Source organism: bacterium, from assembly GCA_037147175.1.
Classification (GTDB): domain Bacteria; phylum Cyanobacteriota; class Vampirovibrionia; order Gastranaerophilales; family UBA9971; genus UBA9971.
The window spans coordinates 1-25429 of the sequence record JBAWVS010000024.1 but is presented as its reverse complement, the minus strand read 5'-3'; the positions used below and the strand labels follow the sequence as shown (position 1 = coordinate 25429).

Genomic DNA, 25429 nt, shown 5'->3' with positions numbered 1-25429 from the left:
GTTTTATTAGTTAACAATTTTTGTATGGATAAAACATTTATAAACACTCTGATTCAAAATAAATTTATACAACGATAATCCAGACTTTTGCTGACATAATCCAGATTTATGTAAAGATAGTCCAGATTTTATACCAATTTCAAAAAAATGGCTTGACGGTTTAGTTCCACTCTCGAATGTAAAATATACTGTTTGCTTTTAAAATTTAAACGATTCACATATAAACTGAATTTTATTGGTTACATATACAAATTAGACTCGGGAAAATGAAAAAATTTAATGTTTTTATTCTTTTTTTATCCTTATCAGTCTTTATTAACACGTGCTTTTGCGAATTTTGTGCCGCACAAACTCTTTCCGGAAATATAAACAAAGAAGAATTTCTGGAAAAATCACATATTGTTGTTGATGGCACAACAGGAAACCCCATTTCCGGGGCTGAAGTCTCAATTCCAGCGGAAGGTCTTTTTACAAAAACTAACAATTCTGGACAATTTAAACTTGATACTTCTTTTAAAGGCCCTGCTATCCTTTCTGTTAAGGCTAACGGCTATAAGCCATTTTCTTTGACAATAGACGAAAGCAAAAACGGCAATCCTTTAACTATAGCCATAACAAAACTTTTTGGTAACGAGATAGTTATAGACAGCGAAATTCACCATCTCGGGGATGATAATTATTCTAAAAAATCTGCAAATGCGGAGGATTTTAAACTACAATCAGAAGGGGCCGATTTTTTTAAAGAATTTTTTGTTAACAAAATTGACAACAAAAGCAATCCTGTCTTAAAAATTGGCACAATAATAGGTTTAGATACAAAAATGGCGCACACTGTAGATGGCAAAGCAAGAATAAAAGCTTATAGCTCTTCCATGCAGCTTTATATTAATTCAAAAAAAGTTACTGATATCAAAATTAACGGTGATGATCAGGAGATTCCTTTACCTGTAAACCTTCTTAAACAAAATTCCAATAATACAATTTTGATAAAAACAGGTATAAATCAACAGGCAACAAGCTATGTTGATTATGACGACATGGAGTTTATGAATTTACTGCTTGCATTTTAATGGTAAAATATAAGAAAGAAAAAGAGTACAGGTTTCTTATTAATATATGCTTAAAGTTGTTCTAATAGGCTACGGTGAGCTTGCACAATCGCTTTTAATAGGATTGATAGAGTCAAGACATAAAATTGTCGGAGTTCTCAGGTGGGAATGTGAACGTCCTAACAAACCTGTTGCTTTTTTAAGAGATCTCTTCGTCCCTGATGCTTTAACTTCAATAATAAGAGCGAAAAATATCCATGAAATAAAAGCACATAAGGCAAACAGCACAAAATTTATTAAAAAAATTAAAAAACTTGCTCCTGATGTGATTTTAGTAGGCTCATGGGGCGAAATAATCAAAAAAGAAGTCATAAATCTTCCGAAAATCGCATGTATTAACTGTCATCCTTCACTGCTTCCTACTCACAGAGGCAGCAACCCTTATACTTCTGCTGTAAAAAACGGTGAAACTAAGGCAGGGATAACTTTTCATCTTTTAAACGAAGGCATTGACACCGGCGAAATTTTATTTCAGAAAGATGTAAATATTTCCGATGAAGACACAGGCGGAAGTTTAAGAAACAAATGTGCTTTTACAGCCAAAAACAGTATTTCAGAGTTCTTGGACAAGCTGGAAAATGCCGAGTTGATTCCTAAAAAACAGGATGAATCAAAGGCAAGCTATTTTCCAAGACTAAGCCCCAACGATGCAAAAATCAACTGGAAAAAACCCGCAATGGAAATCCACAACGACATAAGAGCGCTTCTCCCCTGGATGAAAAGCTATACGCTTCATAAAGATACTTTTTTATTTATACTGTCGACAAAAATTATTAACTTAAATACTAATACCACCACTCCCGGCAAAATTCTTGATAAAACCGATAAAGGCTTATTAATCTCAACGTCCGACACAAATAAAGCTATTTTGGCAGAAGCCGTTGAAACTTACGGATTTTTGAGCAAATTATGGTCAAATCATTATATAAATAAAAAAATTCAAATTGGTGATTATTTACAAGAGGTATGAATTTAACTTATGATGTGTAAATAAAGATAAAAAGAGATAAAAATGAAACTGAAAGAAATTTATAATTCAAACGAACCTGTAATATCTTTTGAGATTTTTCCGCCAAAAGCTCAAAATGATTACGAATTAAACCAAAAAATAAACGATCTTTTTGATGAATTGGGTATTTTATCGGCATTTAACCCTGCTTTCATTTCTGTAACCTACGGTGCAGGGGGAAGCACAAGAGAAACAACTCTTGATATTGTCACAAAGATTAAAAATAATCTAAAAATTCAGCCTATTCCTCATTTTACGTGCGTAGGTTCTTCAAAAAGCACTATTCTTGAGTATTTGAAAAAAATTGAATCTGCTGAAATTGAAAATATACTTGCTTTAAGAGGAGATCCTCCTAAAGGAGAAACAAAATTTGTTAAACCTGAAGATGGCTTTGGTTATGCAAACGAACTTGTGGAATTTATAAAATCAAATACCAGTCTAAATATTGCTGTTGCTGCCTACCCTGAATGTCATCAGGAATGCGGTTCTATTGATCAAGACATAATAAATCTTAAAAGAAAAATTGATAACGGATCAGATGCTGCAATAACACAGGTATTTTATGATAATAACTGTTATTTTGAATTTCTGGAAAAAGCTCAAAAACAAGGAATAAACATCCCGATAATACCGGGGATTCTTCCTATAACTTCGTATGCTCAAATTGAAAGAATTACAACACTTAGCGGGTGCAAACTTCCTGCCAAGCTTGCAAAGAAACTTGCTGAAAATAAAGACAATAATGAAATAATAAAACAAACAGGCATTGAATTTGCTGTTAATCAGTGTAATGAACTTTTGAAAAGCGGTGTTCACGGAATTCATTTTTATCCTTTAAACAAGGCTTTTGCAGTAAAATCAGTCCTTGAAAATCTCAAAATAGAACAAAAAATTAGGTAATCAGGCTATTCAAAGATGAAATCAAAAACATTAATTTTAATAGACGGACATGCACTTGCTTACAGGTGTTTCTTTGCTCTTGAGAGAACAAGAATGCAAACAACTGATAATACACCGACATGGGCTGTCTATGGTTTTCTTAAATCCATTTTTGACCTGCTTAGAAATGTTCAACCTGACGCAATAGCAGTTTCTTTTGATAAAGGCAGAGAGACTTTTCGATTAAAAGAATATCCCGAGTACAAAGCCAACAGACAAAGCATGCCTGATTCTTTAAGAACGCAACTCGGCTTAATTATAGAAGGCGTTAAAGCACTTGATATACCTATTTATCAAATAGCAGGATATGAAGCAGACGATGTTATCGGAACTATAACAAAAAAAGCAAGTGAATTAGGGCACAAAACGCTTATACTTACCGGAGATCAAGACTCCTTCCAGCTTATAAGTTCTGAAGCTTCTGTTTCTGTTTTGATTCCTTCAAAAGGGGAACTTATAGAATTTGACAGAAATAAAGTTCACGAAAAACTCGGTGTATGGCCGGAACAAATTGCTGACTACAAAGGTTTAAGCGGAGATTCATCAGACAATATCCCAGGGGTTAAGGGGATAGGCGAAAAAACAACAGTAAAACTGCTCGAGCAATTCGGTTCTCTTGAAAATGTCTATCAGCACCTTAATGAAATTCAATCGAAAAGCGTTAAACAAAAGCTTGAAAATGACAAGGAAATGGCGTTCAAAAGCAGATATCTGGCTACAATTTGCAGAGAAGTTCCTATTGACTTTGATTTTGAACATACACATGTAACTTTGCCTGATGTTGAAAATCTCAGTGCTTTCTTAAAAAAAATGCAGTTTCACAGCCTTATCAAGCAGCTTCCTGAAATTTTATCCCATTTTAACAGCGAAGCAGGATATAAAAGCCTAAATAGCGACAAAAATCAAAAGCTTGCTGAAACAAAAATTGAACAACCTGAAGAAAATCCTAAAAAAGAACCTGTTCAAATTATTAATCCGCCTCAACAAGGCCAAATGCAGCTTAATCTGGGGTTAACACAGTTTTTAAAAGAAGAATCGCAAAAAACGTTTAAAGTTGACACTGCAATAATCAATACGGAAGAAAAATTCGAAAAATTTGTTCAAACCATTGAAAAAGCAGCTATATTTTCTTTTGACACAGAAACAACTTCGCTTGATGTATTTAATGCAAAGCTTGTGGGAATGTCTTTTGGCTGGAACTCCAAGATTACAGCCAAAAACAACAAAGTATCAGTTGATAAATCAATTAATGAAGAAACAAAAACCGTTTATATTCCTGTGGGACATCAAGAAGGAAATCAGCTTAAGACAGATTATGTCATCGAAAAATTAAAACCAATTCTTGAAAATTCGCAAATATTCAAGATTATCCAGAATGCAAAGTACGAAATAAACGTCCTGAAAAACTATGACATATATTTAGACGGGATTATTATGGATACAATGATTGCAAGCTATGTTAAAAACCCTACTTTTAAGCATGGATTAAAGCAGCAGGCATTTGGACACCTTGGATACGAGATGACCGAAATTGAAGAACTTATTGGAAAAGGCAAAACAGCTATTACAATGGATCAGGTTTCAATTGAAAAAGTTTCAGATTATGCCTGCGGTGATGCAAAGTCGACTCTTGAACTTGGGGAATATTACGCAGAACACTTTGAACCGGATCAGGAAAAACTTTTTTATGAAATAGAAGAGCCGCTTGTTCCAGTACTTGCTGAAATTGAGAGAAACGGTGTCAGCATTGACACAAAATACTTAAAAAGTCTCTCAAACGAGCTTCAAACTAAGATTTACAACCTTGAAGAAAAAATCTATGAGTTTGCAGGGGAAAAATTTAATGTTAATTCTCCGAAACAAGTAGGAGAAATCCTTTTTGAAAAATTAAAACTTCCCATAAAAGGTGTGGCAAAAACCCAGACCGGCTACAGCACAAACGCCAAAATTCTTGAATCTCTGGCGCATGTTCACCCCATAGTTGATTTATTGCTGGAACAAAGACACTATGCGAAACTAAAATCAACTTACGTGGATGCTCTTCCTCTGCTTATAAACACAAAAACAGGAAGAATACACACGAGTTTTAACCAGACAATAACTACAACAGGAAGATTATCAAGCAGTAATCCTAACTTACAGAACATTCCCATCCGCTCTGAAATAGGAAACAGGATAAGAGCAGCTTTTGTTCCTCAGGACAAAGAAAATTACGTTATATTTGCAGCTGATTATTCACAAATAGAGCTGAGATTACTTGCGCATGCGACAGAAGATAAAATTCTGGTAGAGGCTTTCAAGAATAATGAAGACATACATGCCGAAACCGCAAGCAAAGTTTTTGGTGTAGCACTTGAAGACGTAACAAAAGAGATGAGAAGAAGAGCTAAAGCAGTAAATTTCGGTATAATTTATGGCCAAACAAGCTACGGACTTTCCGAATCTCTTGGAATTACGCCTGGTGAAGCCAAAGATATAATTACAAAATATTTTGAAACTTATCCCAAAATTAAGCAATATATGGATGATACAATACATAAAGCACATTCTTTGGGTTATGTAGAAACTCTTTACGGAAGAAAACGTTATCTCAGAGATGATTTACACAGTAGAATTAAGACTATACGGGAATTTGCAGAACGAGCAGCAATTAATGCGCCTTTACAGGGAACTGCTGCTGATTTAATCAAGATAGCTATGATAAAACTTTATGAAAAACTTAAAAATTCTAACTATAAGTCAAAAATAATCCTTCAGGTTCATGATGAACTTGTGCTGGAAGTCCATAAAGATGAGATTAATGAGATAACAGCCCTCGTTAAAGAATGTATGGAACTTGATCAGCCTTTAATAGTACCGCTTGTTATTGATATAACTTACGGATCTACATGGATGGAAGCTAAAGATTAATGAATAAAATAAAGGGCATAATTTTTGATATTGACGGGACTCTGGCAGATACGTTGCCACTCTGTATAAAGTCATTTCAACTTGCATTTGAAGAAGTTACAGGAATAAATCATCCTAAAAGTACAATTACTAAGTATTTTGGTCAGACAGAAGAAGGTATAGCAAAAAGTATCGCTCCTGACAGATGGCAAGAATGTTTTGATGCATATATAAGAATTTATAGTGAAAATCATCACCTTTATCCTGATATTTTCGATGGAACAAGAGAAATACTGGATTTTCTCAAAGAAAATAACTATAAAATAGCACTGGTTACAGGAAAAGGAAAACCTTCGGCTGATATTACTCTTGATTATTTCAAAATTAAAAATTATTTTGAATACGTGGAAACAGGCTCTGCCGAAGGCGTAATTAAAGACAAATGCATCACAAAAATCCTCAACCACTGGCAAATTCTCCCGAATCAGGCAGCTTATATAGGCGATCAGCCTTCTGATATTACCTGTTCCCAAAAAGCCGGCGTTCTACCGATAGCTGTAACCTGGGCTTCAACTACAGATACAGAACTTCTGGAAAAAGAAAATCCTTATAAAATATTTTCAAAAATAAGTGATTTTAAACATTGGCTTGAACAAATTACCGAGAATAAATAAAAAATAAATATTAAAATAAAAAACTCCAAATTATTTATAAAATCTGGAGTAAGGGGAGTTTGAGTGTTAAGGAGTTGTCTTATATAAAAGACAAATTTAATTTTAAAAAGTTCCCCGCAATTAAACATAAAAAAGCGATTCTTTATTAAGAATCGCTTTTTAAATAATTTTATAAAATTTATTATGCCATATAATCCAATTTTTTCTTTTCTTTTGCTTCTTGAGCATCTTCTTGCGCTAAGCCAATTTTATACATAAGACTGTTTTGGAGATTATTCATCATCAAATTCTTTTCTGTTTGCTGAGCCGCAGCAAGTGACTGCATCGGAATCCCTTGAGATCCAAAAGCCATTGCCTGTTGAGAAACAGCAGCAACATTCTGATTCATAGCATTAAAACCGGAAAACAAGTTGTTTCCTGCATTTATTCTATTCATAGCTGAATACATACTGATAAATGAATTTATTGCTGACATCATTTTAACTTTCTTTAATTTTTACATATTTTATTCTACCTTAAATAAAAAAAATTTAAAGTACCTGATTATATAAAAATAAGTATAGGAAAAAACTATTTATTAAATCCGACCATGCCAGTAGCCGTCTTTTCTGTCAACAACAGCATCATAACAAGACCAAAAACGATAAGGAGGAAGAAGACCAAGCGCTGCATGTGTTAAAATTTTTTCACCTTTATTTTCATTTATAGCCTGACCTATTCCCGGCCATACAAGAAGAGATAAAGCTCCTGCAATAACGGTTTTTGGCGTAATTTTATCGGCTAAAGCCTCATTTTTTGCTTTTGCAAAAGACGGAACAATGTTTGAAGCAAGAATTAAAGCCGTAAACAAAAAAACTAAAGATGATTTCATATTTCTTTTCATTTTTACTCCTTCTGTATTTTTTTTATAAAAATCCGTGTTTTGCAAAATCATGACATGTATTAAATTTTTCAGGTAGAAACCTTTAAGATTTTAAAAACTCTACATATCTACCTACTTGAATTTCTGCTTGGATTGCTTACAATAGCCTTGATAACGTTATTTTGCATAAAAGAAAAATAAAAACGCATATCAACCAGGAGTGATAATCAAGATAAAAGGGCAGTTTGTTATGAAAAAATCAATCAAAGATCTTGCCGATTTAAAAGGCAAAAGAGTACTTGTAAGAGAGGATCTTAACGTTCCTATCGACGAAAACAAAAACATTACCGATGATACACGTATTCGTGCGGCATTACCCACAATTAATTATTTAAAAGAAAAAGGCGCTAAAGTTATTGTTGTTGCTCACTTTGGCAGACCAAAAGGCGAATTCAAAGAAGATATGAGACTGACTCCTATCGCAAAAAGGCTCTCAGAACTTCTTGGCGCACCTGTGATGAAACTTGATGACTGTATAGGCGATGAAGTTAAAGCAAAACTTGCTGAATTAAAAGACGGTGAAGTCGCACTTCTTGAAAATATAAGATTTTATAAAGAAGAAGAAAAAAATGATCCTGAGTTTGCAAAAAAGCTTGCTGAGCTTGCTGATATTTATGTAAACGATGCTTTTGGCGCAGCTCATAGAGCGCATGCTTCGACCGCAGGAGTCGCAGAATTTGTGAAACCTGCTGTTTCAGGTTTATTAATGGAAAAAGAACTTTCTGCCCTCGGAGGACTGCTTCAAAACCCTCAAAGACCTTTTGTGGCAATAGTAGGCGGAAGCAAAGTTTCCACAAAAATCGGTGTTCTGGACAACCTTATCGACAAAGTTGATACACTTATAGTTGGCGGCGGAATGACCTACACCTTTATGAAAGCTCAAGGCTTTAGCGTAGGAAATTCTATCTGCGAAGAAGATAAACTTGATATAGCAAGAAATTTAATGAAAAAAGCAGAAGAAAAAGGAGTTAAACTTCTTATTTCAGAAGATGTATTAGTTTCTGACGCTTTTTCTGAAACTGCAAACACACAAGTTGTTTCCGCAAAAGAAATTCCTGACGGATGGGAAGGCGTTGATGCCGGAGCTAAAGCCGTAGCTAATGCAAAAGAAGTAATTCTTAAGGCTAAAACAATTCTTTGGAACGGACCTGTAGGAGTTTTTGAAATAGACAAATTCTCAGCAGGAACAAAAGCAATTGCAGAAGCTGTTGCGGAAGCAACAAAACTTGGCGCAAAAAGCGTGCTTGGCGGTGGAGATACAGTTGCTGCAATAGAAAAATTCCATATTGCCCCTGAAAATTATTCACATATAAGCACAGGCGGTGGAGCAAGCCTTGAATTTATAGAAGGTAAAGTTCTTCCCGGTGTTGCAGCTTTAGACGACAAATAAATACTCACTGCACTTGCCGGAAAGTGCAACGCAATGACATTGCAATCTAATTATTTAAAATTGTCATTCTGAGGGATTTAGCCCGAAGAATCTGTCCAACAAACAATTAATAGCCTTGATTCCTAAATTGACAGATCCTTCGCTTCGCTCAGGATGACAGTTTTATCTAACTCCTTTTAAACCAAAAAATTTTAATCCATGAAAATACTTCTTGCAACAAATTACCTTAAAGGCTCATTATCCGCTGTAGAAGCTGCAAATATTATAGAAAAAGCTGCTTTAAGCGTAGATAAAGAAATAATAATTAAAAAAATCCCAATCGCTGACGGAGGGGACGGCACACTTGATGCAATAAAGCTCTATACAGATTTTGAAGAAAAAATTTCTTTTGTTAGCGATCCTTTAGGCAGAAATATTTCTGCAAAATGGCTTATAATAAATCACAATGAAGAAAAAACTGCAGTTATAGAAGCAGCTCAAGCCTGTGGATTAAGTCTGTTAAAGCAACAAGAATATAATCCACTCAAAACGACAACTTTCGGTGTAGGAGAACTCATAAATCAAGCTGCCGAAAGCGATTGCAAAAAAATCATAATAACAATCGGAGGAAGCTCCACCAACGACGGCGGTGCAGGGATTCTTCAGGCACTTGGAATAAAACTTCTCGATAAAAAAAATAACCCCATATCTCAAGGCGCAGAGGGGTTAATAAATCTTAAATCTATAGATATATCAGGGTTGAATCCTAAATTAAAAGATATAAAAATTTTAGTCGCCTGTGATGTAAAAAATCCTCTTTGTGGAAAAAACGGTGCTAGCTTTATTTATGCTCCGCAAAAAGGGGCAAACAATCAACATGTGAAACTTTTAGATGATATTTTGTCTGTTTTTGCTGATATTACATCAAAAACTATAGGTCATGATTATAGAAATTTCCCTGGAGCTGGCGCGGCAGGCGGTATTAGTTTTGCAATGAAATCCTTTTTAAACGCTGAATTAACAGACGGCTTCAAATTTATAGCAACTCTTTCAGATCTTGAAGAAAAAATTAAAGCCAGCGATGTGGTAATAACAACAGAGGGAAGGCTTGACTCCCAGACATTACAAGGGAAAGCACCATTTCAGGTTGCCATGTTAGCTAAAAAAAATAATATTCCGGCTATTATAATTACTGGCTCAGCGCAAAACGATTTAAATTTGGAAAATTCAGGTATTACGGCGGTTTTTCAGATGACAGGAAAATCAATTTCTCAAGAGGAGTCTATAAAAAATGCATCTTATTTCCTCGAAAAAACTGCAATACAAGTAATAAAGCATATAAAATCAAAAGATATTAAATAAATAATATGATATTATATTTAAAATATTGGGGACTACAAAAAAGGAATTATCTTGATGGATAAAAATTCTAATCATGAAAAGGTTTGCAGGCCATGGGGAAGCTATACAGTTCTTCACGAAGCAGCAGGATACAAAATTAAAATAATAGAAGTTGATCCCGGTTCAAAATTAAGCCTTCAACTGCATCATCAACGCAGCGAACATTGGGTAGTACTTTCAGGAGAAGCCAAAATCACAAAAGGGGAAGAAATAATTTCTCTAAAACCGGGCGAAAGCATTGATATACCGAAAGAAGCGAAACACAGACTGGAAAATCCCAGCTCTACACCCTTAAGCATAATTGAAATTCAAAACGGAGATTATCTTGAAGAAGATGATATTGTCAGATTTGACGATATTTACGGCAGAACAAATTCTTAAATTAGGAAATCAAAAATGACATTCAGGTTTTTAACAGCGGGAGAATCCCATGGGAAGTGTCTTACCGCAATTATTGAAGGAGTTCCCTCAGGAATAAAGATTAATCCTGAAGATATAAATAAACAGCTTGCGAGACGCCAACAGGGTTATGGTCGCGGCGGTCGCATGAAAATAGAAAAAGACAGAGTAATTATAAATTCCGGCATCCGGCATGGTTATACAACCGGTGCACCTATTACTCTTGTTATAGAAAACAAAGACTGGGAAAACTGGAATATTGCGATGTCCGCAGAACCTGTTGACAAAGAAAATCCTGAAATAAAAGAAATTATCTCCCAAAAAGCAATCACACATGTAAGACCGGGGCATGCAGATTTATCAGGAGCTCTAAAATACAACCATAAAGACGTAAGAAATATCCTTGAACGCTCAAGTGCAAGGGAAACAGCCATTAGAACAGCTGTAGGAGCTTTAGCCAAAATAATTTTAAGCGAGTTTGAAATAGAACTTTTTAGCCATATAACTCAAATAGGCACGGCTAAAGTTAACGAAAAAGATTTGCCACAAGAATTTTCTGCATTGAAAGAAAAAGCTGAAAACTCTGATGTAAGATGTGCTGATGAAGAAACCTCCGAAGCAATGCGTAAAACAATTGATAAAGCAGCAGCAGAAGGAGATTCTCTCGGCGGAATATTTGAAATAATTGCATTAAATGTTCCGATAGGTCTTGGAAGCTTTGTTCATTGGGATAGAAGGCTTGACGGACAAATCGCTCAGGCAGTTATGAGTATTCCGGCTATAAAATCTGTCAGTATCGGTATTGGCGAAGATTCGGGTAAAATATTCGGTTCTGAAATGCACGATGAAATTTTTCCAAAAAAAGATTCGAGCAACTATCAAAGAGAAACAAACAACGCAGGCGGAATAGAAGGCGGAATGTCAAACGGAATGCCCATTATCGTAAAGGCCTCAATGAAACCTATACCGACTCTAAAAAAACCTTTAAGGTCAATAGACCTTGAAAACGGACAAGAACACTCTGCTCATTATGAAAGATCAGATGTTTGCGCTGTTCCTGCTGCAAGCGTTGTCGGCGAAGCAATGTTAGCAATTACTTTAATTAATGCATTTTTCGAAAAATTCGGCGGAGACAGCCTTACTGAAATAAAATCGAATTTTGAAAATTACAAAAAATTATGCCAATCAAGATAAAATTATGCCAAAAAATATTGTTTTAATAGGACTTATGGGTTCAGGGAAAACCACTATCGGAAGAAAACTTGCCGAGAAATTAAACATGAAATTCGCAGATACGGACGAATTAATTATCCAAAAAGCCCAAAAATCCATAAAACTTATTTTTGCCGAAAACGGAGAAGCTTTTTTCAGAAAGCTTGAGTCAGAAGCTATAGAAGAAGTTTCTTCACAAGAAAATATTGTTGTTTCAACCGGCGGTGGAGCTGTCTTAATAGAGGAAAACATACATAATCTAAAGAAAAACGGAATCTTGTTTCATCTTTATGCGCCGGCAGATGAGCTTTTTAAGAGAATAAAAGATGACAACGAACGTCCTCTTATAAATACAGAAAACCCTGTCGAAACACTTAAAATAATACAAGAAAGAAGAAAAATCTTTTACAATCAAGCCGATTTCAAAATAAATACCTGCGAAAAAACGCCTGAAGAAACAGCAAACGAAATAATCAACCTTTTTGTTTCATAATCCATGTCTGTAGTTTTCTTTTTTCAGAAGGATTCGGAAGCATTTTTCCTGTTAAAATGCCTGCCAATGCATCATGTTTTATGCCTGTTTCTTCGGCAACTCTCATCTGGCTTAGATTTTTTTCTTTTATTATTGCGATAATTTCTGAAAAATCGATTTTATTTGCATTGTTATTTTTAATTTTTTTTATTTTAGCGTATTCTTCAAGTATTTCAATAGGCGGTTCTATAATCAATTTGTGCTTTAGCCAGCTTTCAAACCAATTTTTACCCGTTAAAACATCTTCATCAATTTCTTTATACTGCCAACTTTTTATAACAAGGTCATTTTCAAGATTATAAAGAGCTTTTTCGAGCCTATTTCTAATAGATTGAGGTCGTTTATTTTCTTTTTCGTCCCTAATTTGACTTAACAAAGTTCCAACCGTTAAAGGAACAAGAAAATCCGCATTATTTTGTCTGCTCCGCCAAATCCATGCCAGATAGTTTCCGATTCTTTTTTCCCAAAAATTTCTGTAATAATCATACTCGGATACTTTTTTATGGATTAAGCCTGTTTTTGCAGCCGCTCCACTGAGGGTTAAAGCTAAAACTTCTCCTGCTTTTACATAAAAATAATAATCTTTGTTTTCAGCTTTTTTTATGTAAATTAGCGGGCTTTCTCCGCTAAAAACCTCATAATTTCTTTTTCCATTATTATCAATTACTGGAATATAAGTATTTGAAATATTAATTTTTAAATTAGCGAGTATTTCCAGATGCTCTAAAATTTCTTTACGCTGAGAATCCTTATAACCGCCTCTCAAACCTTTTTGATTTTTGCTGGCTTTTTTGCCGCGTATAAATAACAAATCATCAATACTCAAAAAGACTTCTCCATCTGTCTTTTTAGATTTTTCCATAAGAATATGCACTATTCCGTTTAATACATCGACAGTTAAATCATTCATTTTTGAAAGTTGGCTTATAATTTGATGATCTATTTCTTTATTTATTTCGTTGTCTGGTTGCAAAGAATGGGTAGAAAAAGCAGAAGTAGCTTCCGAAGAACTAGCTTTGCCATTCTGTGCTAAAAAATCATTCTCGGAAAGCTGTGCTTTTTTAAAAACATAACAGCCTGTATTTGTAACTTTTTTAGCAATAACGTCGTTTTCTCCGATAAAAATTTTATCATTCTGTGAAGTCATCAACCTTCGCAATTCTTGCATAAACGGCGCTGTAGCGAATTTTAAATAATCGGGAATACAATTTATAGTCTTTTGCATACAAGGTCTTTGGGCTTTATTTATTTGAGGCTGGAGTTTAGACCAAATTAACTCAAATAAAATATTCATGTCTTTTAACTCAGAAGTTTTTAAATTTTCAAAATCTATCTTTATTTTTAATTTAATACTGCTTTCATTTAATAAATTATAATTTATAAACGCTTTACCGGAAATTACATTTCCCTTTTCAAAATTTACAGCATAATTTTTGGAAGCTAAAAATTTATTTTTCCTGACTAAAGAAGTAACGTTAAGATGGTTTTTTTCAAAATCACTTAATATATAAGTAAAATCACATTCAGGATGCTCAAAAGATGGCTTTATTTTAATATCCTTTAAAAATTCAGATGCCGCCACGCAAAAACAAAAACAGCCCAACGCTTGAGCAATAATATTAGTTATTTCAAAACCATCAGGTTCCTCTTTAAAAGTCTTTAAATATTCTTCAATCGGAAAACTTATTATTTTAGAATCATTATCAGAAAGAATGCTCGTTAAAATTGAAACATCATCACTTTCAATTTTTTCACTTCCGCTTTTCAAAATGTAACTGTCCATTCACTCCAGCCTCTATATTAAAATTTTTTATAACAAATAACTACCCTTAGCAATAACAAAAAACATGTTATATCTATATCAATATTTATTATAAAATATCAGTTAAAGTTTTTCTACAAATTTTTTTAAAATTAAATAAAATAAGAACTAGCCATATTTTAATTAATGTCATATAATTTAAATCAGAAATGTTGAAGTTAAAAAAATAATTTAAAAACAGTATATTAATTAATTTTATTTAACTTTATAATTTATGTATATTTGATACTAAAATTATAATCCATTTGTAAGAAGTATAATATTAATCGAAAGGGAAAATCATGCACAGTTCAAAAAAAGGTTTCACACTTGCAGAGGTTCTTGTAACGCTGGCAATTATCGGTGTAGTAGCTGCTTTAACTATTCCGACACTTATTCAAAGTACCAACAATGACAAATACAAAGTCGGTCTAAAAAAGACTATTGGAACACTAAATCAGGCATTGATGTCAGTTTCCGTTGATGGAACAACTATTCCAACTGCAGGTGAGACAGGCGCTGCGCTGGTAACTCTTCTTAAAGATTCTTTAAACATATTAACTATCAATTCTGATACAATATGGCTATCTGACGGTACAAAAATAACATTCGTAGGAGCCAATGGTTGCGCTTTAATAACCAACTCAGCTCCATTTACGAAGGCGGCTACCCAATGTTATGCTGTTGTTGATGTAAACGGAGATAAAGGTCCTAATAAGGGCGCTACAGGTACTACTTTTAACGATGTATACGTACTTGGTGTCTCGGCAAACGGTATAGTTCCTGTAGGAGGATTAGATTCTGCTTTCGCCCTTCCTGCTAATTTCATGAAAGATGTTAATGGAGCAACTATTGCCGCTCCTGGTATTCCGTATACAGATAACCCTGTCCCTGGAAATGCTTCTATAAACGTTGTTACAGGCGGTACAACATAGATTTAGCATAAATCTGATTTTCTGAATCAAAATAAAAAAAGAGTAAGAAATATGAAAATTTCTTACTCTTTTTTATAAGATGATGTATAATTTTTATATTAAATTAATTTTCAAAATAGTATAGTACGCAAAGGGAGCATCATGCCCGATTCAAAAAAAGGTTTCACTCTTGCAGAAGTTCTTGTAACTCTGGCAATAATCGGCGTAGTAGCTGCCATAACTATTCCGACACTTATTCAAGATACAAATAAAGACAAATACAAGGTAGATATAAAAAAGACTACCAGCGTTCTAAATCAAGCATTAATGACAACTTCGATAGATGGAGCAACTATTCCAACTGCAGGAGAGACAGGTGTTGCGCTGGTAACCCTTCTTAAAGATTCTTTAAATACATTAAAAATCAATACGGCGGGTGACACAATATATTTAGCGGACGGTACAAAAATAACCTTTGTAGGAGCCAACGGTTGCGCTTTAATAACAAGTGTTACTCCTTTTACAGCAGCGGCTACACAATGTTATGCTGTTATTGATGTAAACGGAGATAAAGGTCCTAATTTTGGATCTACCGGGACTATTTTTAAAGATATATATGTACTTGGTGTCTCGGCAAATGGCGTAGTTCCGGCAGGCGGGTTAGATACAGCCATAACTCTTCCCGCTAATTTCGTTAAAGATATTAATGGAGTTGATATTACTTCTCCTGGTATTCCTTACCCCGTAACCATTACCCCGGGAAATGCTTCTCTAAACGCTATTACAGGCGGTACAACATAGATTTAGCATAAATATGGTTTTCTATAGTAGCGTATTTTCTTTTTGTCTTGCTAAGTGAAACGAAGCATCCGTCCATTTGAGAATCAAGTCTATAAGCTTAATTAACTCGAATTGTTACGGAAATTAATCAACCTGTCATTGCGAAGGGTACCCGCTTTTTTGATTAATTATCAAAAAAGGAGGGGGCAGCCAAAGAGTTGACGTGGCAATCTGTTTTGGCTATTAATTGGATAGATTCTCACGCTCCCGTTGGTCGCTCAGAATGACAATACCTATATTCATGCTTATTTTCGCTAACCAGTAATTCGAGTTAATTAGACAGATTCTTCGGCTTTGCCTCAGAATGATATCTTTATGTTTTTACTTGATAGATTGCAATTTAGTATTACTATTTAATATAATAATGTAGTGTTCTTGGTTATCGGCTAATAATTTAAAATGAAAAGGTATTAAAACATTATGTCTGAATTAAAACATGTTTATATTTCTGAAATAGCAAATTATGAAGGTCAAGATGTCTGCTTAAAAGGCTGGCTTTACGGCAAAAGATCCAGCGGCAAACTGCATTTTCTCCAGATAAGAGATGGCAGCGGAATTATTCAGGCGGTCATATTTAAAGGAGATGTTTCTCCTGAAACTTTCGAAATTGGGGACAAAATTTCACAAGAAACCTCTATCGAAGTTTACGGAACCGTTAAAGAAGACAAAAGATCAGCCATAGGCTTTGAAATCGGGGTTAAAGACATAAAAGTCGTAGGAGAATCTCATGACTACCCGATAACCCCTAAAGAACACGGTGTTGCTTTTCTTATGGAAAACAGACACCTCTGGCTGCGCTCCCCAAGACAACATGCAATAATGAAAATAAGAAATGAAATTATAAACGCTGTAAGAAATTATTTTAATAATAACGGGTTTTTACTTGTAGACGCACCTATCTTTACGCCTGCTGCCTGCGAAGGAACCACAAACCTGTTTGAAGTGAATTATTTTGATGAAAAAGCATATTTAACACAAAGCGGTCAGCTTTATATGGAAGCAGCAGCAATGGCTTTCGGAAAAGTTTACTGTTTTGGTCCGACTTTCAGGGCAGAAAAATCAAAAACAAGAAGACATTTAACGGAATTCTGGATGGTTGAACCTGAAATGGCTTATTTTGACCTGCAAATGGATATGGATTTAGCTGAAGATTTTGTTGAATACGTTGTTCAGCAGGTTGTAACAAACAGAAGAAAAGAACTTGAAATTCTTGAAAGAGACGTGTCAAAACTGGAAAATATTAAAAAACCTTTCCCCAGAATCACCTATGACGAAGCTATTCAAATTCTTAAAGATGCAGGCAAAGAAGTTGAATGGGGCGATGATTTCGGCGGCGATGAAGAAACGGTTATTTCCGAAAAATTCGACCGCCCAATTCTTATTCACAGATACCCTGCCGAATGTAAAGCTTTTTACATGAAACAAGATCCCGAAAACGCTAAACTTGCTCTTTGTGTTGATATGATTGCTCCTGAAGGCTACGGAGAAATTATAGGCGGCGGACAAAGAGAAGAGGATCTTGATGTTCTTCTCGGAAAAATAAAAGAACATAACCTTCCTGAAGAAGCTTTTGACTGGTATTTGGACTTAAGAAAATATGGAAGCGTTCCGCATTCAGGATTTGGATTGGGAATTGAAAGAACAGTAAGCTGGCTTTGCGGACTACATCACGTACGTGAAACTATTCCTTTTGCAAGACTTATGGATAGAATTAAACCTTAAAATTTTATAAAAAATTGCAAAAAAAAGACAGTTTATAAAACTGCCTTAAATCCTCCGATGAAAATCGAGTGTGAAAACCGGAATAAAGACTATCCCCGGCATTGACCTCATTCTCTAATTATCTAGTAGCGCCTCGTTGTTTAATAAATATAATGTTTTGTAGATAGTGTGTTGTGTGTGTTTTATCCTTGTACATATATAAAAACACCGGTATTGAAAAAATTGCTATTTTCTATATATTTTATAGATATTACGGTTAACATGTCGTAACATTAAGAGGGTTCAAATGGCTAAAAGAGAATGGATCATTTGCGGTAATTGTATTTATTTTGATAAGTGTCCCTCAGGTAAAGCAAAGTTGATAAATGTTGCTAGAAATTCAGCTGTATATAATGAGATTGGATGCTATGATTATGAACAAGTCAGCCCAAAACAAATGAAATTGTTATAAGGAGAAGGTTTTATGCTTATAAAAATTATTTTAGGAATAATAGCTATAGTATCAGGATTAACTGCTCTGAAGGAGTTTCATTCTATTAGTTCCATGCAACAAATTCACTCAGCTTTTAATTCTTTGATTTTTGTTGTCTGCTTGGGATTTATAAATATTTCTCCGAAAAAGAATGAATCAGAAAATAAAAAAATTAATAAAGTAAAAAAAGCTCAATTTACTAATCGAGCTTTATAAAAAATTTCTCTGAATTTTTTGAAGACTTAATAAAGCCGTATAAGTTGGCAAAACATAAAGTTTTTCTTCTTTTTTTACATCAAAAAGGGATTTTTCCAGAGCTTTATTTATGTCTTCAATTATAATTATATTTTCTGACTTGATTCCCGCATACTTTAATCTTACCGCCATATCAGAAGCTCTTACTCCGCTGACGATTACAGTTTTATTGTAAGTTGAAAGAAGCTCGAAATTTGCATCCCAAAGCCATGAAACATCTCTCCCGTCAGCATAATTATCATTTATGATAATTAAAAGTCTGCCGTTAACATCATCTTTTACTGTTCTTAAGACTTCTGTTGCTCCTATCGGGTTTTTAATAAGCTGAATAAGTACTTTCTTGCCTTTCATGCAAAGTGTTTCCGCTCTGCCAAAAATTGTCGAATAATTTTCAATTCCCTGCCTGATATTTTCGGCACTTATTCCGATATTAAGAGCCATAGTTATGGCAGAAAGAGCGTTATAAGCATTATAAAGACCCGGCATTCTTATATTAATACTGAATTCTTCATGATATTGCGAGTTTATTATTATTTTTGAGCTGTTTACGTCAATTATGGCTTTTGCAGACACTTGCGGTATCGGTCTTTTATTTCCGCATGTACAATAAAAATGCCCCAGATGCCCGTAAAAAATTTTTTCATAATTATATCTATTACCGCATTTGCAATTTGTAGTTTCCTGCGGAGAATTTATAGCTTCGTCCTGATTAACAAATTTTATATCTTCAAACCCGTAAAAAATACGGCTTTCCGAAAAATCTTCGCCTAAAGATGAAACTATAGGATCATCGGCATTTAAGAGTAACTTCGGAAGTTTTGTTTTTGGGGAATTAGTCAATTTTTCCACAGAAGCAAAAGTTTTTTCTATTGCTTGATCAATTTTTTTCGCGGTAGTATTCAATTCACCGTATCTATCAAGCTGGTCTCTGAATAAATTGGTAACAAGTATAACATCAGGTGTAAATTCATCAACAGCTTTAACAAGATAAGCTTCATCAATCTCTAAAAGACAATTATCGGGATTTAATTCGGCAAAACAACTGCTCTTGCTCACAACAGCTGTTGTGATGCCGGTAAGCATATTCGCCCCTCTTTTGTTATGTACGGCTTTTCTCCCGTCCGCTTTAAGTATTCCCGCTATAAAACCTGATGTTGTAGTTTTTCCGTTTGTTCCCGTTACAACAAGAATCTCTTTTTTTGTTTGTTTAACAAGATAAGAAAGTATATCAGGAGAAAGTCTCCTTGCTATCTTGCCAGGTAAATTCGTTCCTGCTCCGCCTCCTGATAATTTTATGAGTTGTACAAGCAGTTTTGTAAAGGGTATTGATATAAAATAAGATAATTTTTTCTTCATAAATATATTATATGTGAAATAAATGGATATATCTTTATAAAGCTTTTTTATTTTAGTTAATAAAATATTCTGCTGAATCATACGTACAAAAACTGCCATCCAGAAAAAGAATGACAGTTTTAAAGAAGAATTAAACTTTTTTTAATAATTTTAATCCTTAACTATTCTTGGGTTTAATCCATTAATTTGCAATAATTCAAATAAAGTTTTTTCGTCCCTTCCATTATTAGGATTTCCCGGTCTACTAAATGCTAAATCTATTTTAGCAGTGTCCTTCTTATTTTGAAATGTTGCAACATCACAACTATGACCATTATCACCCATAATTCTTTTATACTCATCATCGTTATTGAGTTTTGCTTCTTTTTGATTATATTCATTAGTTGGAGGATGAGGTCTATCATACTCAATCGCTTTAAACGCTAATTTGGGTTGCAAAGATCTTACTGACATTAACATAATTTTTCCTTTCGTTTTTATTTTTTAAATTAAATTATTTTCCATACTTATATAAATCTCGTGAACAAAAAAGTTGATACAAATTTGTTTGTTTTTTAACAATTTGTTACAATTAAAGAACGAAAAAAATACTATAATAAATAAAGTTCGTTTTTATAAAGTGAAAACGTAAAATATGTTAGACTATTTACTACAAAATTTGAATCAAAATAAAATAAGTTGAAATTATGATACAAAATCACATTATTATCTTTGGAATGATAGAGTTATTAACATTCGTTCTTATTATTTACCTTATTATCAGAGCAAATATAATGGTAAAACTGCTTCAGCAGGAAGTTGACGAATTACATTTGTGCTTGCCTCTGATTATAAGAGATATAAGAACTGATTTAATAAGCTTCAATGCCGAATTGTCCGAACATCTTTATATTGAACCTATTTCTCCTCAAAAACTGGGTTTTATAATCGGGCAAATTTTTACGGAAATTATTTTATTTAGAGTTAAAACCTTAAAATTTGGCAAAAAATTTTTTATCTTGTCGACAATTTTAAAAGCTTTAAATATTAATAAATTATTAAAACCCTTATTTTTATTTAAAACTATAAGATAATTATTTAAATACGTGTTTATAGATTATATAATTGGAGGACACAAATGTCAGGAAAATCAGAAAATGCACTATCTTTCGGAATAGGAACACTCGTAGGCGTTCTGGCCGGAGTTGTTGCAGCAATTTTATTCTCTCCAAAGTCAGGTGCAGAAATGAGAAAAGATTTAACAGTTGCTGCTAAAAAAATCATTACGGAAAAAACCCCTAAAATAATTTATACCAATAAAATAAATTCGGATGCGATTGTAAGGCTTCAATATACAATTGAATCCCAGTTCAACAAAGTTATTGATTCAATAAAAGCGGGCAGAATGGCTGCCGCCAAAAAAAGAGAAGAACTGGAATCTGCTTATAAATACTTATAGACATCAGAGAAAGAATGAGCTTATAAATACGAAAATTAATCATTTCCGCTATTAACGCTCCTTCATCGCAAAGGAGAAACAAATTGGAAAATTTACATCAACCGCTGGAGTTTTTAATTTATACATCAGTAGTTTTAATTATTATAACTGGTGTATTTCTGATAAAACTTCTTATCGATCTTTCAGGATTGGTAAACTCTTTACAGAATTTTGTTAAAGCCACACAAGAAGAGCTTGAGCCGACAATAAAAGAGATAAAAACCACACTGGTTAGCATTAATCAGCTTTCTTTAAATGTAAGCAGTCAATTAAATAATATGAATATCGGAATCAAGAAAGGAGCTAAAGCTTTTTTAGGGGCGAGCGCTATTATAGGCAGCCAGGCAAAAGAAGTCGGCAAATACATCGGCAAAAACCTTCTTTCAGGTTTTTACTTATTATTAAGCCGCAAAAAATAATTTTTTTTAAAGTTTTATAGTTTTCAAAAGGAGATTAAATTATGAGTTTAGGAAAATTTCTGGGCGGTTTTGTATTCGGAGCTGCTTTTGGCGGGGTTCTGGGACTTCTTCTTGCGCCGCATTCCGGTGAAGAGACCAGAGAACTGCTTCTCGACAAAACAGAAGAAGTTTGTAAAACTTCTGAAGATTCTATCAAAGACCTTCAAACAAAAGCAAATCATGTAATGGATAATATTCAGCAAAAAGGCGATGAACTGTTTAACAAAGTACAGGACTTAATCAAACAGCAACGCGGTGAAGCATAAGAAATTAAAATTATTATAAAGACTAAAGCCTCCATTTTAATTATGGAGGCTTTAGTCTTTATAGTTTAAACAAACGATGAAGTTAATAATAGATAATTTATAATTTTAATAGCATATGTTCAAAAAATCGGGGAAGAGAAAACAATGACAATATCACTTCAGGGGGTATCTGCGCAAGATACTAATACTGTTAATCAACAAAAAATACAGGATTTTAAAGACGGAAAGATTAACATTACGAAAAAAGATTTGGGCAATATCTTATCCGGCGAAATAACTCAAGGACAGGATCCTTCTTCTGACCTTATGGGGATAATTGATTCCTACGACAAAATAGACAAAAACGGTGACGGAGTGAGCTATAAAGAATTTACCACTTATAAAAGTACACCCGCAGGAATGTTAAGCAGTCTAGGCTTGTCTTCAACCTCTGTAAACAACTCGATAAACTCAAGTTTGCTAAGTTATTTGAACAATTCAAACACTTCAACATCCTCTCAACAATCCAGCCTTCTTAATTCAGGGTTATTTGGCGGAAATTCATCTGACAGTTCTACTCTTTTAGACTCTTCTTCCTCATATCTGGATAAGTTAAAACAAAGTTATGGATTATCAAACAGTGAAACCAGCGGAAAAACTTTAAGCATTGCAGATTATCTTTCCTGAAAATCATCTTAATATATTCAAATGATGATTTTATCAGAATTATTATTATAATGATGCTAAAGAAAGAATATTTAACCTGCAAAGGGAACGATAAATGAATTTTTTCGAAAAAATATTTAAAATATCGTCCGGGACTTATCCGGCTGCAACTTCTAATACTTACGTAGATAGTACTTATTTTGGGTCTACAAGTACAAGTATGTCTAAAGAGCAGCTTTCTGCCTTTAATACACAGTTAATATCGATGGGACTGACCAAACCTGCCGGTATTGAAAATATGATTCAGGATTTTGATGCGGCAGACTCCGACCATGACGGAAAATTAACTTCAGCTGAAGTAAAAGCTTATCTTGTAAGTAAAGGATTCCTAGCTTCAACAACAGAAACAACCACAACAACTTCTGCTAATAATTCTAAAAACTTATTATTAAATGTCATCAGCAAGCTGACAGCCATGCAAAATAATAATTCAAAGTTTTACTAAAGAGCCACCTAAATGCTGTGAATAATTTTAAATCTTTCTGTAGCAATTTTTTTTCTGTATCTTTGTTCTTTTAAAAGAGTATCAATGATATCTCTGTAGCATGAAGCAATTTTGAAAGAATCTTCGGTTTTTAAATATCTATAACACTGTTTTAATGTCTGTTTTGCGTCTTCATATTTTTTTAATTTGATTAACAACGCTATTTTTTGGTCATATAAAGAAGGAAGCAAATCTTTATCTTTTGCGGTAATGTTCTTAAAAGCTTTTTCACAACAGGCAAAAGCTTCTTTTACTTTGCCTAAAACATCAAGGGTATTTGCTTTTGAGCCATGTGCTTCAGCAGAAAAAGGATCAAGACTCAGCGCTTTTTCAAAACATTCAAGAGCTTCATTATCTTTATCTATACAGAAAAAAATGTTTCCTTTTAAAATCAAGGCTTTAACATGATTAGGTTCAATTTCAAGCACTCTGGTTAGTTGTTCAATGGTTTTTTCGTAATCTCTGAAATAAATAAAATTATCACTTGCTTCACGAACCAATTTTTCTGCTTCTATATTAAAAATTTTTTTTACAGGTCTTAGTTTTACATCATTATTATTACTTAATAAATTCATCATTTAACTAATTTCCCCAACCTCCGAAACGACTTAATATAATAATACTAAAAATCTTTTTATATCAAAACGATTCATAAAAAAATTGACTCATGATAAAGTAGGCAATTACTTTAATTCGGAGATAAGCTATTTCTTAATCATGCTTGCCGTTTTGGTTTTAAACCTGTCATCATGCTTAAAATCAGATTTCATGCATGAAAAAACTTTTTTAAATTCAACTTAACGCTTTGTAATATAGCTATATTAAGCACTATACAAAAACATGCATAATTCTCATGGAGCATGACTTTTGAGGTTATTGATCATGAAGGTGTTGAGTAAAACTTTTTTAAGTTTTTTTATTTAAAACAAATTAGCTTCGCTTAATACTAATTACACATTATTGCCTCTAATTAATCAAAATTTTTTATCCCAAGGTATCCAGCCGTCTTTCTGAACAAGATTTTTCTCTTGAGGAGAGTAACAATTTTGACTTAAACAAGTCTAGATGGGGTATTTCTTCCCTTGCCTTTTGAATTCGATAACTCACAGGAGTAATAAACTTATTGTCGATTTTTAAATCAGAATGCATCTTTCCCCTTATCTATAAGTGCTTTTAGTAGGTAATAATAACAGGTCTTTATAACTTTGAATAAAATTCAGGGTTATATTTTAACAATCCAAATTGCCCTTTAATTAATTAAAAACATCGGACTTTAAAAAATTGCCTTTTTTAGAATAAATTAGTTCTTAATAAATAATTTATTCATTAAGCACTATACAAAAACATGCATAATTCTCATGGGGCATGAGTTTAGGGGTTATTGGCCATGAAGGTGTTGAATAAAAATTTTTTAAGATTTTTTATTTAAAAAGGCAATTTCTGTCTCTTTATTGTTTTTATAAACATAAGGGGTGTCGGGTAAAAAGAGGAGAGAAATCATGGGCTTTGAGATTGGTGGACAAGGTCTTAACAAAACAGCTTTTATTAACGGAAATGTTGGAAAATACGGATGTGTTGATCAAAGTGATTCAGATGACCTCTTAGAAAACAGTTCAATATTTGGTGCTTTTAAATATGGGGCAAATGCTTTAGACGAGCCAGTATTATCTATACGCAAAAAAATTTACTTACGGCTTGAATTGCCTGAATCAAAAAAAATACCACAGATTAATACTTGTGAAACAAAACAGTCTGACATAAAAAGTATTAACGCTGTAAATAACATTCCTTTAGCGGAAAACGTAAATTTGGAAAATTCATTACTGGGGAAAACAACAATAGGTCATGGTGGTAATGACGCAGCACTCGAAGTAAGTACAAAAGTAAAAATTACCAAAGATTCCTTCTCTGTTTACCAGTCCATTCATGCTGGCGTTAAAAAAGATAATGACAGTTTGCAAATTACCAATACAACAGGAATAGAATATCAGAACGAAAATGGAATAGGGGTAAATATTAGTAGTACATACGGCGCTGGCTCAAAAAATAGCTTAAACTTCCAAGCAAAAATAGGCGATGAAAGAATGAATGCCTCTGTTGATTACTCTAAAAACAGCCCGAGAGGTGACGAAGCAAATTTAAGTTTAGGATATTCACCTAAAAAAGGGGTAAATCTAAATGCTGGATATTCCACTGCAGGAGGAAATGGTCATTTTTCCACCGG

General features: G+C 33.5%; 27 protein-coding genes. 21 read left to right on the top strand and 6 right to left on the bottom strand.

Annotated elements, in window-relative coordinates; genetic code table 11:
• The first annotated feature begins 266 nt into the window (after nucleotides 1-266).
• From WCG23_07230 to WCG23_07210, 5 genes are read left to right on the top strand one after another with little or no spacing between them, the layout of a single operon-like run.
• A complete protein-coding gene (locus WCG23_07230) occupies nucleotides 267-1070 on the top strand; it encodes a carboxypeptidase-like regulatory domain-containing protein (GenBank protein ID MEI8389664.1) in 804 nt (267 codons plus the stop codon).
• 46 nt (nucleotides 1071-1116) lie between these two features.
• Complete coding sequence (locus tag WCG23_07225) at nucleotides 1117-2079, top strand: methionyl-tRNA formyltransferase (protein ID MEI8389663.1); 963 nt, start codon at nucleotides 1117-1119, stop codon at nucleotides 2077-2079.
• 42 nt (nucleotides 2080-2121) lie between these two features.
• Nucleotides 2122-3018 carry a methylenetetrahydrofolate reductase [NAD(P)H] gene (gene metF / locus WCG23_07220; protein MEI8389662.1) on the top strand — a complete coding sequence of 299 codons (897 nt, stop codon included), beginning with the start codon at nucleotides 2122-2124 and terminating at the stop codon, nucleotides 3016-3018.
• Nucleotides 3019-3033: 15 nt separating this feature from the next.
• Entirely contained in the window at nucleotides 3034-5967 is a 2934-nt protein-coding gene (gene polA, locus WCG23_07215) for a DNA polymerase I (protein MEI8389661.1), read from the top strand.
• Nucleotides 5967-6620 carry an HAD family hydrolase gene (locus tag WCG23_07210; GenBank protein ID MEI8389660.1) on the top strand — a complete coding sequence of 218 codons (654 nt, stop codon included), beginning with the start codon at nucleotides 5967-5969 and terminating at the stop codon, nucleotides 6618-6620. The genes polA and WCG23_07210 overlap by 1 nt, the downstream gene beginning before the upstream one ends.
• A 181-nt stretch (nucleotides 6621-6801) precedes the next feature.
• Here WCG23_07210 and WCG23_07205 read toward each other — a convergent pair whose 3' ends face one another.
• Together WCG23_07205 and WCG23_07200 are read right to left on the bottom strand one after the other, a co-directional pair.
• Nucleotides 6802-7098 carry a hypothetical protein gene (locus WCG23_07205; protein ID MEI8389659.1) on the bottom strand — a complete coding sequence of 99 codons (297 nt, stop codon included), beginning with the start codon at nucleotides 7096-7098 and terminating at the stop codon, nucleotides 6802-6804.
• A 99-nt stretch (nucleotides 7099-7197) separates the two neighbouring features.
• On the bottom strand, nucleotides 7198-7503 hold the full coding sequence (locus WCG23_07200; protein MEI8389658.1) for a hypothetical protein: 306 nt from the start codon (nucleotides 7501-7503) through the stop codon (nucleotides 7198-7200).
• A gap of 229 nt (nucleotides 7504-7732) precedes the next feature.
• Between WCG23_07200 and WCG23_07195 the strand changes: the two genes are divergently transcribed.
• From WCG23_07195 to WCG23_07175, 5 genes are all read left to right on the top strand, one after another.
• Entirely contained in the window at nucleotides 7733-8932 is a 1200-nt protein-coding gene (locus WCG23_07195) for a phosphoglycerate kinase (GenBank protein ID MEI8389657.1), read from the top strand.
• Nucleotides 8933-9130: 198 nt separating this feature from the next.
• Nucleotides 9131-10273 carry a glycerate kinase gene (locus WCG23_07190; protein MEI8389656.1) on the top strand — a complete coding sequence of 381 codons (1143 nt, stop codon included), beginning with the start codon at nucleotides 9131-9133 and terminating at the stop codon, nucleotides 10271-10273.
• A gap of 54 nt (nucleotides 10274-10327) precedes the next feature.
• The gene (locus WCG23_07185) at nucleotides 10328-10693 is read left to right on the top strand and encodes a phosphomannose isomerase type II C-terminal cupin domain (GenBank protein MEI8389655.1); all 366 of its coding nucleotides are present in this window, start codon (nucleotides 10328-10330) and stop codon (nucleotides 10691-10693) included.
• A gap of 15 nt (nucleotides 10694-10708) precedes the next feature.
• A complete protein-coding gene (aroC, locus tag WCG23_07180; GenBank protein MEI8389654.1) occupies nucleotides 10709-11905 on the top strand; it encodes a chorismate synthase in 1197 nt (398 codons plus the stop codon).
• A 4-nt stretch (nucleotides 11906-11909) separates the two neighbouring features.
• The gene (locus WCG23_07175; protein ID MEI8389653.1) at nucleotides 11910-12416 is read left to right on the top strand and encodes a shikimate kinase; all 507 of its coding nucleotides are present in this window, start codon (nucleotides 11910-11912) and stop codon (nucleotides 12414-12416) included.
• Here WCG23_07175 and WCG23_07170 read toward each other — a convergent pair.
• Nucleotides 12397-14238, bottom strand: a complete 1842-nt coding sequence (locus tag WCG23_07170) for a helix-turn-helix transcriptional regulator (GenBank protein ID MEI8389652.1) — start codon at nucleotides 14236-14238, stop codon at nucleotides 12397-12399. The genes WCG23_07175 and WCG23_07170 overlap by 20 nt on opposite strands.
• Nucleotides 14239-14558: 320 nt before the next feature.
• On the opposite strand from WCG23_07170, the gene WCG23_07165 reads away from it, so the two are divergent.
• From WCG23_07165 to WCG23_07150, 4 genes are all read left to right on the top strand, one after another.
• On the top strand, nucleotides 14559-15191 hold the full coding sequence (locus WCG23_07165; protein ID MEI8389651.1) for a prepilin-type N-terminal cleavage/methylation domain-containing protein: 633 nt from the start codon (nucleotides 14559-14561) through the stop codon (nucleotides 15189-15191).
• Between the two features lie 141 nt (nucleotides 15192-15332).
• The gene (locus WCG23_07160; GenBank protein MEI8389650.1) at nucleotides 15333-15971 is read left to right on the top strand and encodes a prepilin-type N-terminal cleavage/methylation domain-containing protein; all 639 of its coding nucleotides are present in this window, start codon (nucleotides 15333-15335) and stop codon (nucleotides 15969-15971) included.
• A 459-nt stretch (nucleotides 15972-16430) separates the two neighbouring features.
• Nucleotides 16431-17732, top strand: a complete 1302-nt coding sequence (asnS, locus tag WCG23_07155) for an asparagine--tRNA ligase (GenBank protein ID MEI8389649.1) — start codon at nucleotides 16431-16433, stop codon at nucleotides 17730-17732.
• Nucleotides 17733-18195: 463 nt separating this feature from the next.
• Nucleotides 18196-18420 carry a hypothetical protein gene (locus WCG23_07150; GenBank protein ID MEI8389648.1) on the top strand — a complete coding sequence of 75 codons (225 nt, stop codon included), beginning with the start codon at nucleotides 18196-18198 and terminating at the stop codon, nucleotides 18418-18420.
• Here the strand turns inward: WCG23_07150 and WCG23_07145 are convergent.
• Nucleotides 18415-19815 (bottom strand): Mur ligase family protein, encoded by a 1401-nt coding sequence (locus WCG23_07145; protein ID MEI8389647.1) that lies wholly within the window; start codon nucleotides 19813-19815, stop codon nucleotides 18415-18417. The genes WCG23_07150 and WCG23_07145 overlap by 6 nt on opposite strands.
• Before the next feature lie 150 nt (nucleotides 19816-19965).
• Nucleotides 19966-20268, bottom strand: a complete 303-nt coding sequence (locus tag WCG23_07140; protein ID MEI8389646.1) for a hypothetical protein — start codon at nucleotides 20266-20268, stop codon at nucleotides 19966-19968.
• A gap of 233 nt (nucleotides 20269-20501) precedes the next feature.
• On the opposite strand from WCG23_07140, the gene WCG23_07135 reads away from it, so the two are divergent.
• The 6 genes from WCG23_07135 to WCG23_07110 all read left to right on the top strand — a co-directional run bounded on the left by WCG23_07135 (nucleotide 20502) and on the right by WCG23_07110 (nucleotide 23166).
• Entirely contained in the window at nucleotides 20502-20888 is a 387-nt protein-coding gene (locus tag WCG23_07135) for a hypothetical protein (GenBank protein MEI8389645.1), read from the top strand.
• 44 nt (nucleotides 20889-20932) lie between these two features.
• Nucleotides 20933-21253, top strand: coding sequence for a YtxH domain-containing protein (locus WCG23_07130; protein MEI8389644.1), 321 nt, complete (start codon nucleotides 20933-20935; stop codon nucleotides 21251-21253).
• A gap of 83 nt (nucleotides 21254-21336) precedes the next feature.
• Nucleotides 21337-21711 carry a hypothetical protein gene (locus WCG23_07125; protein MEI8389643.1) on the top strand — a complete coding sequence of 125 codons (375 nt, stop codon included), beginning with the start codon at nucleotides 21337-21339 and terminating at the stop codon, nucleotides 21709-21711.
• Between the two features lie 41 nt (nucleotides 21712-21752).
• A complete protein-coding gene (locus WCG23_07120) occupies nucleotides 21753-22016 on the top strand; it encodes a YtxH domain-containing protein (GenBank protein ID MEI8389642.1) in 264 nt (87 codons plus the stop codon).
• A gap of 144 nt (nucleotides 22017-22160) precedes the next feature.
• Nucleotides 22161-22682 (top strand): hypothetical protein, encoded by a 522-nt coding sequence (locus tag WCG23_07115; GenBank protein MEI8389641.1) that lies wholly within the window; start codon nucleotides 22161-22163, stop codon nucleotides 22680-22682.
• Nucleotides 22683-22776: 94 nt separating this feature from the next.
• Complete coding sequence (locus WCG23_07110) at nucleotides 22777-23166, top strand: hypothetical protein (GenBank protein ID MEI8389640.1); 390 nt, start codon at nucleotides 22777-22779, stop codon at nucleotides 23164-23166.
• 8 nt (nucleotides 23167-23174) lie between these two features.
• Here WCG23_07110 and WCG23_07105 read toward each other — a convergent pair whose 3' ends face one another.
• A complete protein-coding gene (locus WCG23_07105) occupies nucleotides 23175-23783 on the bottom strand; it encodes a tetratricopeptide repeat protein (protein ID MEI8389639.1) in 609 nt (202 codons plus the stop codon).
• Between the two features lie 921 nt (nucleotides 23784-24704).
• Here WCG23_07105 and WCG23_07100 point away from each other — a divergent pair.
• Nucleotides 24705-25429: hypothetical protein (locus WCG23_07100; GenBank protein ID MEI8389638.1), on the top strand; the 725-nt coding region annotated here is incomplete at its 3' end.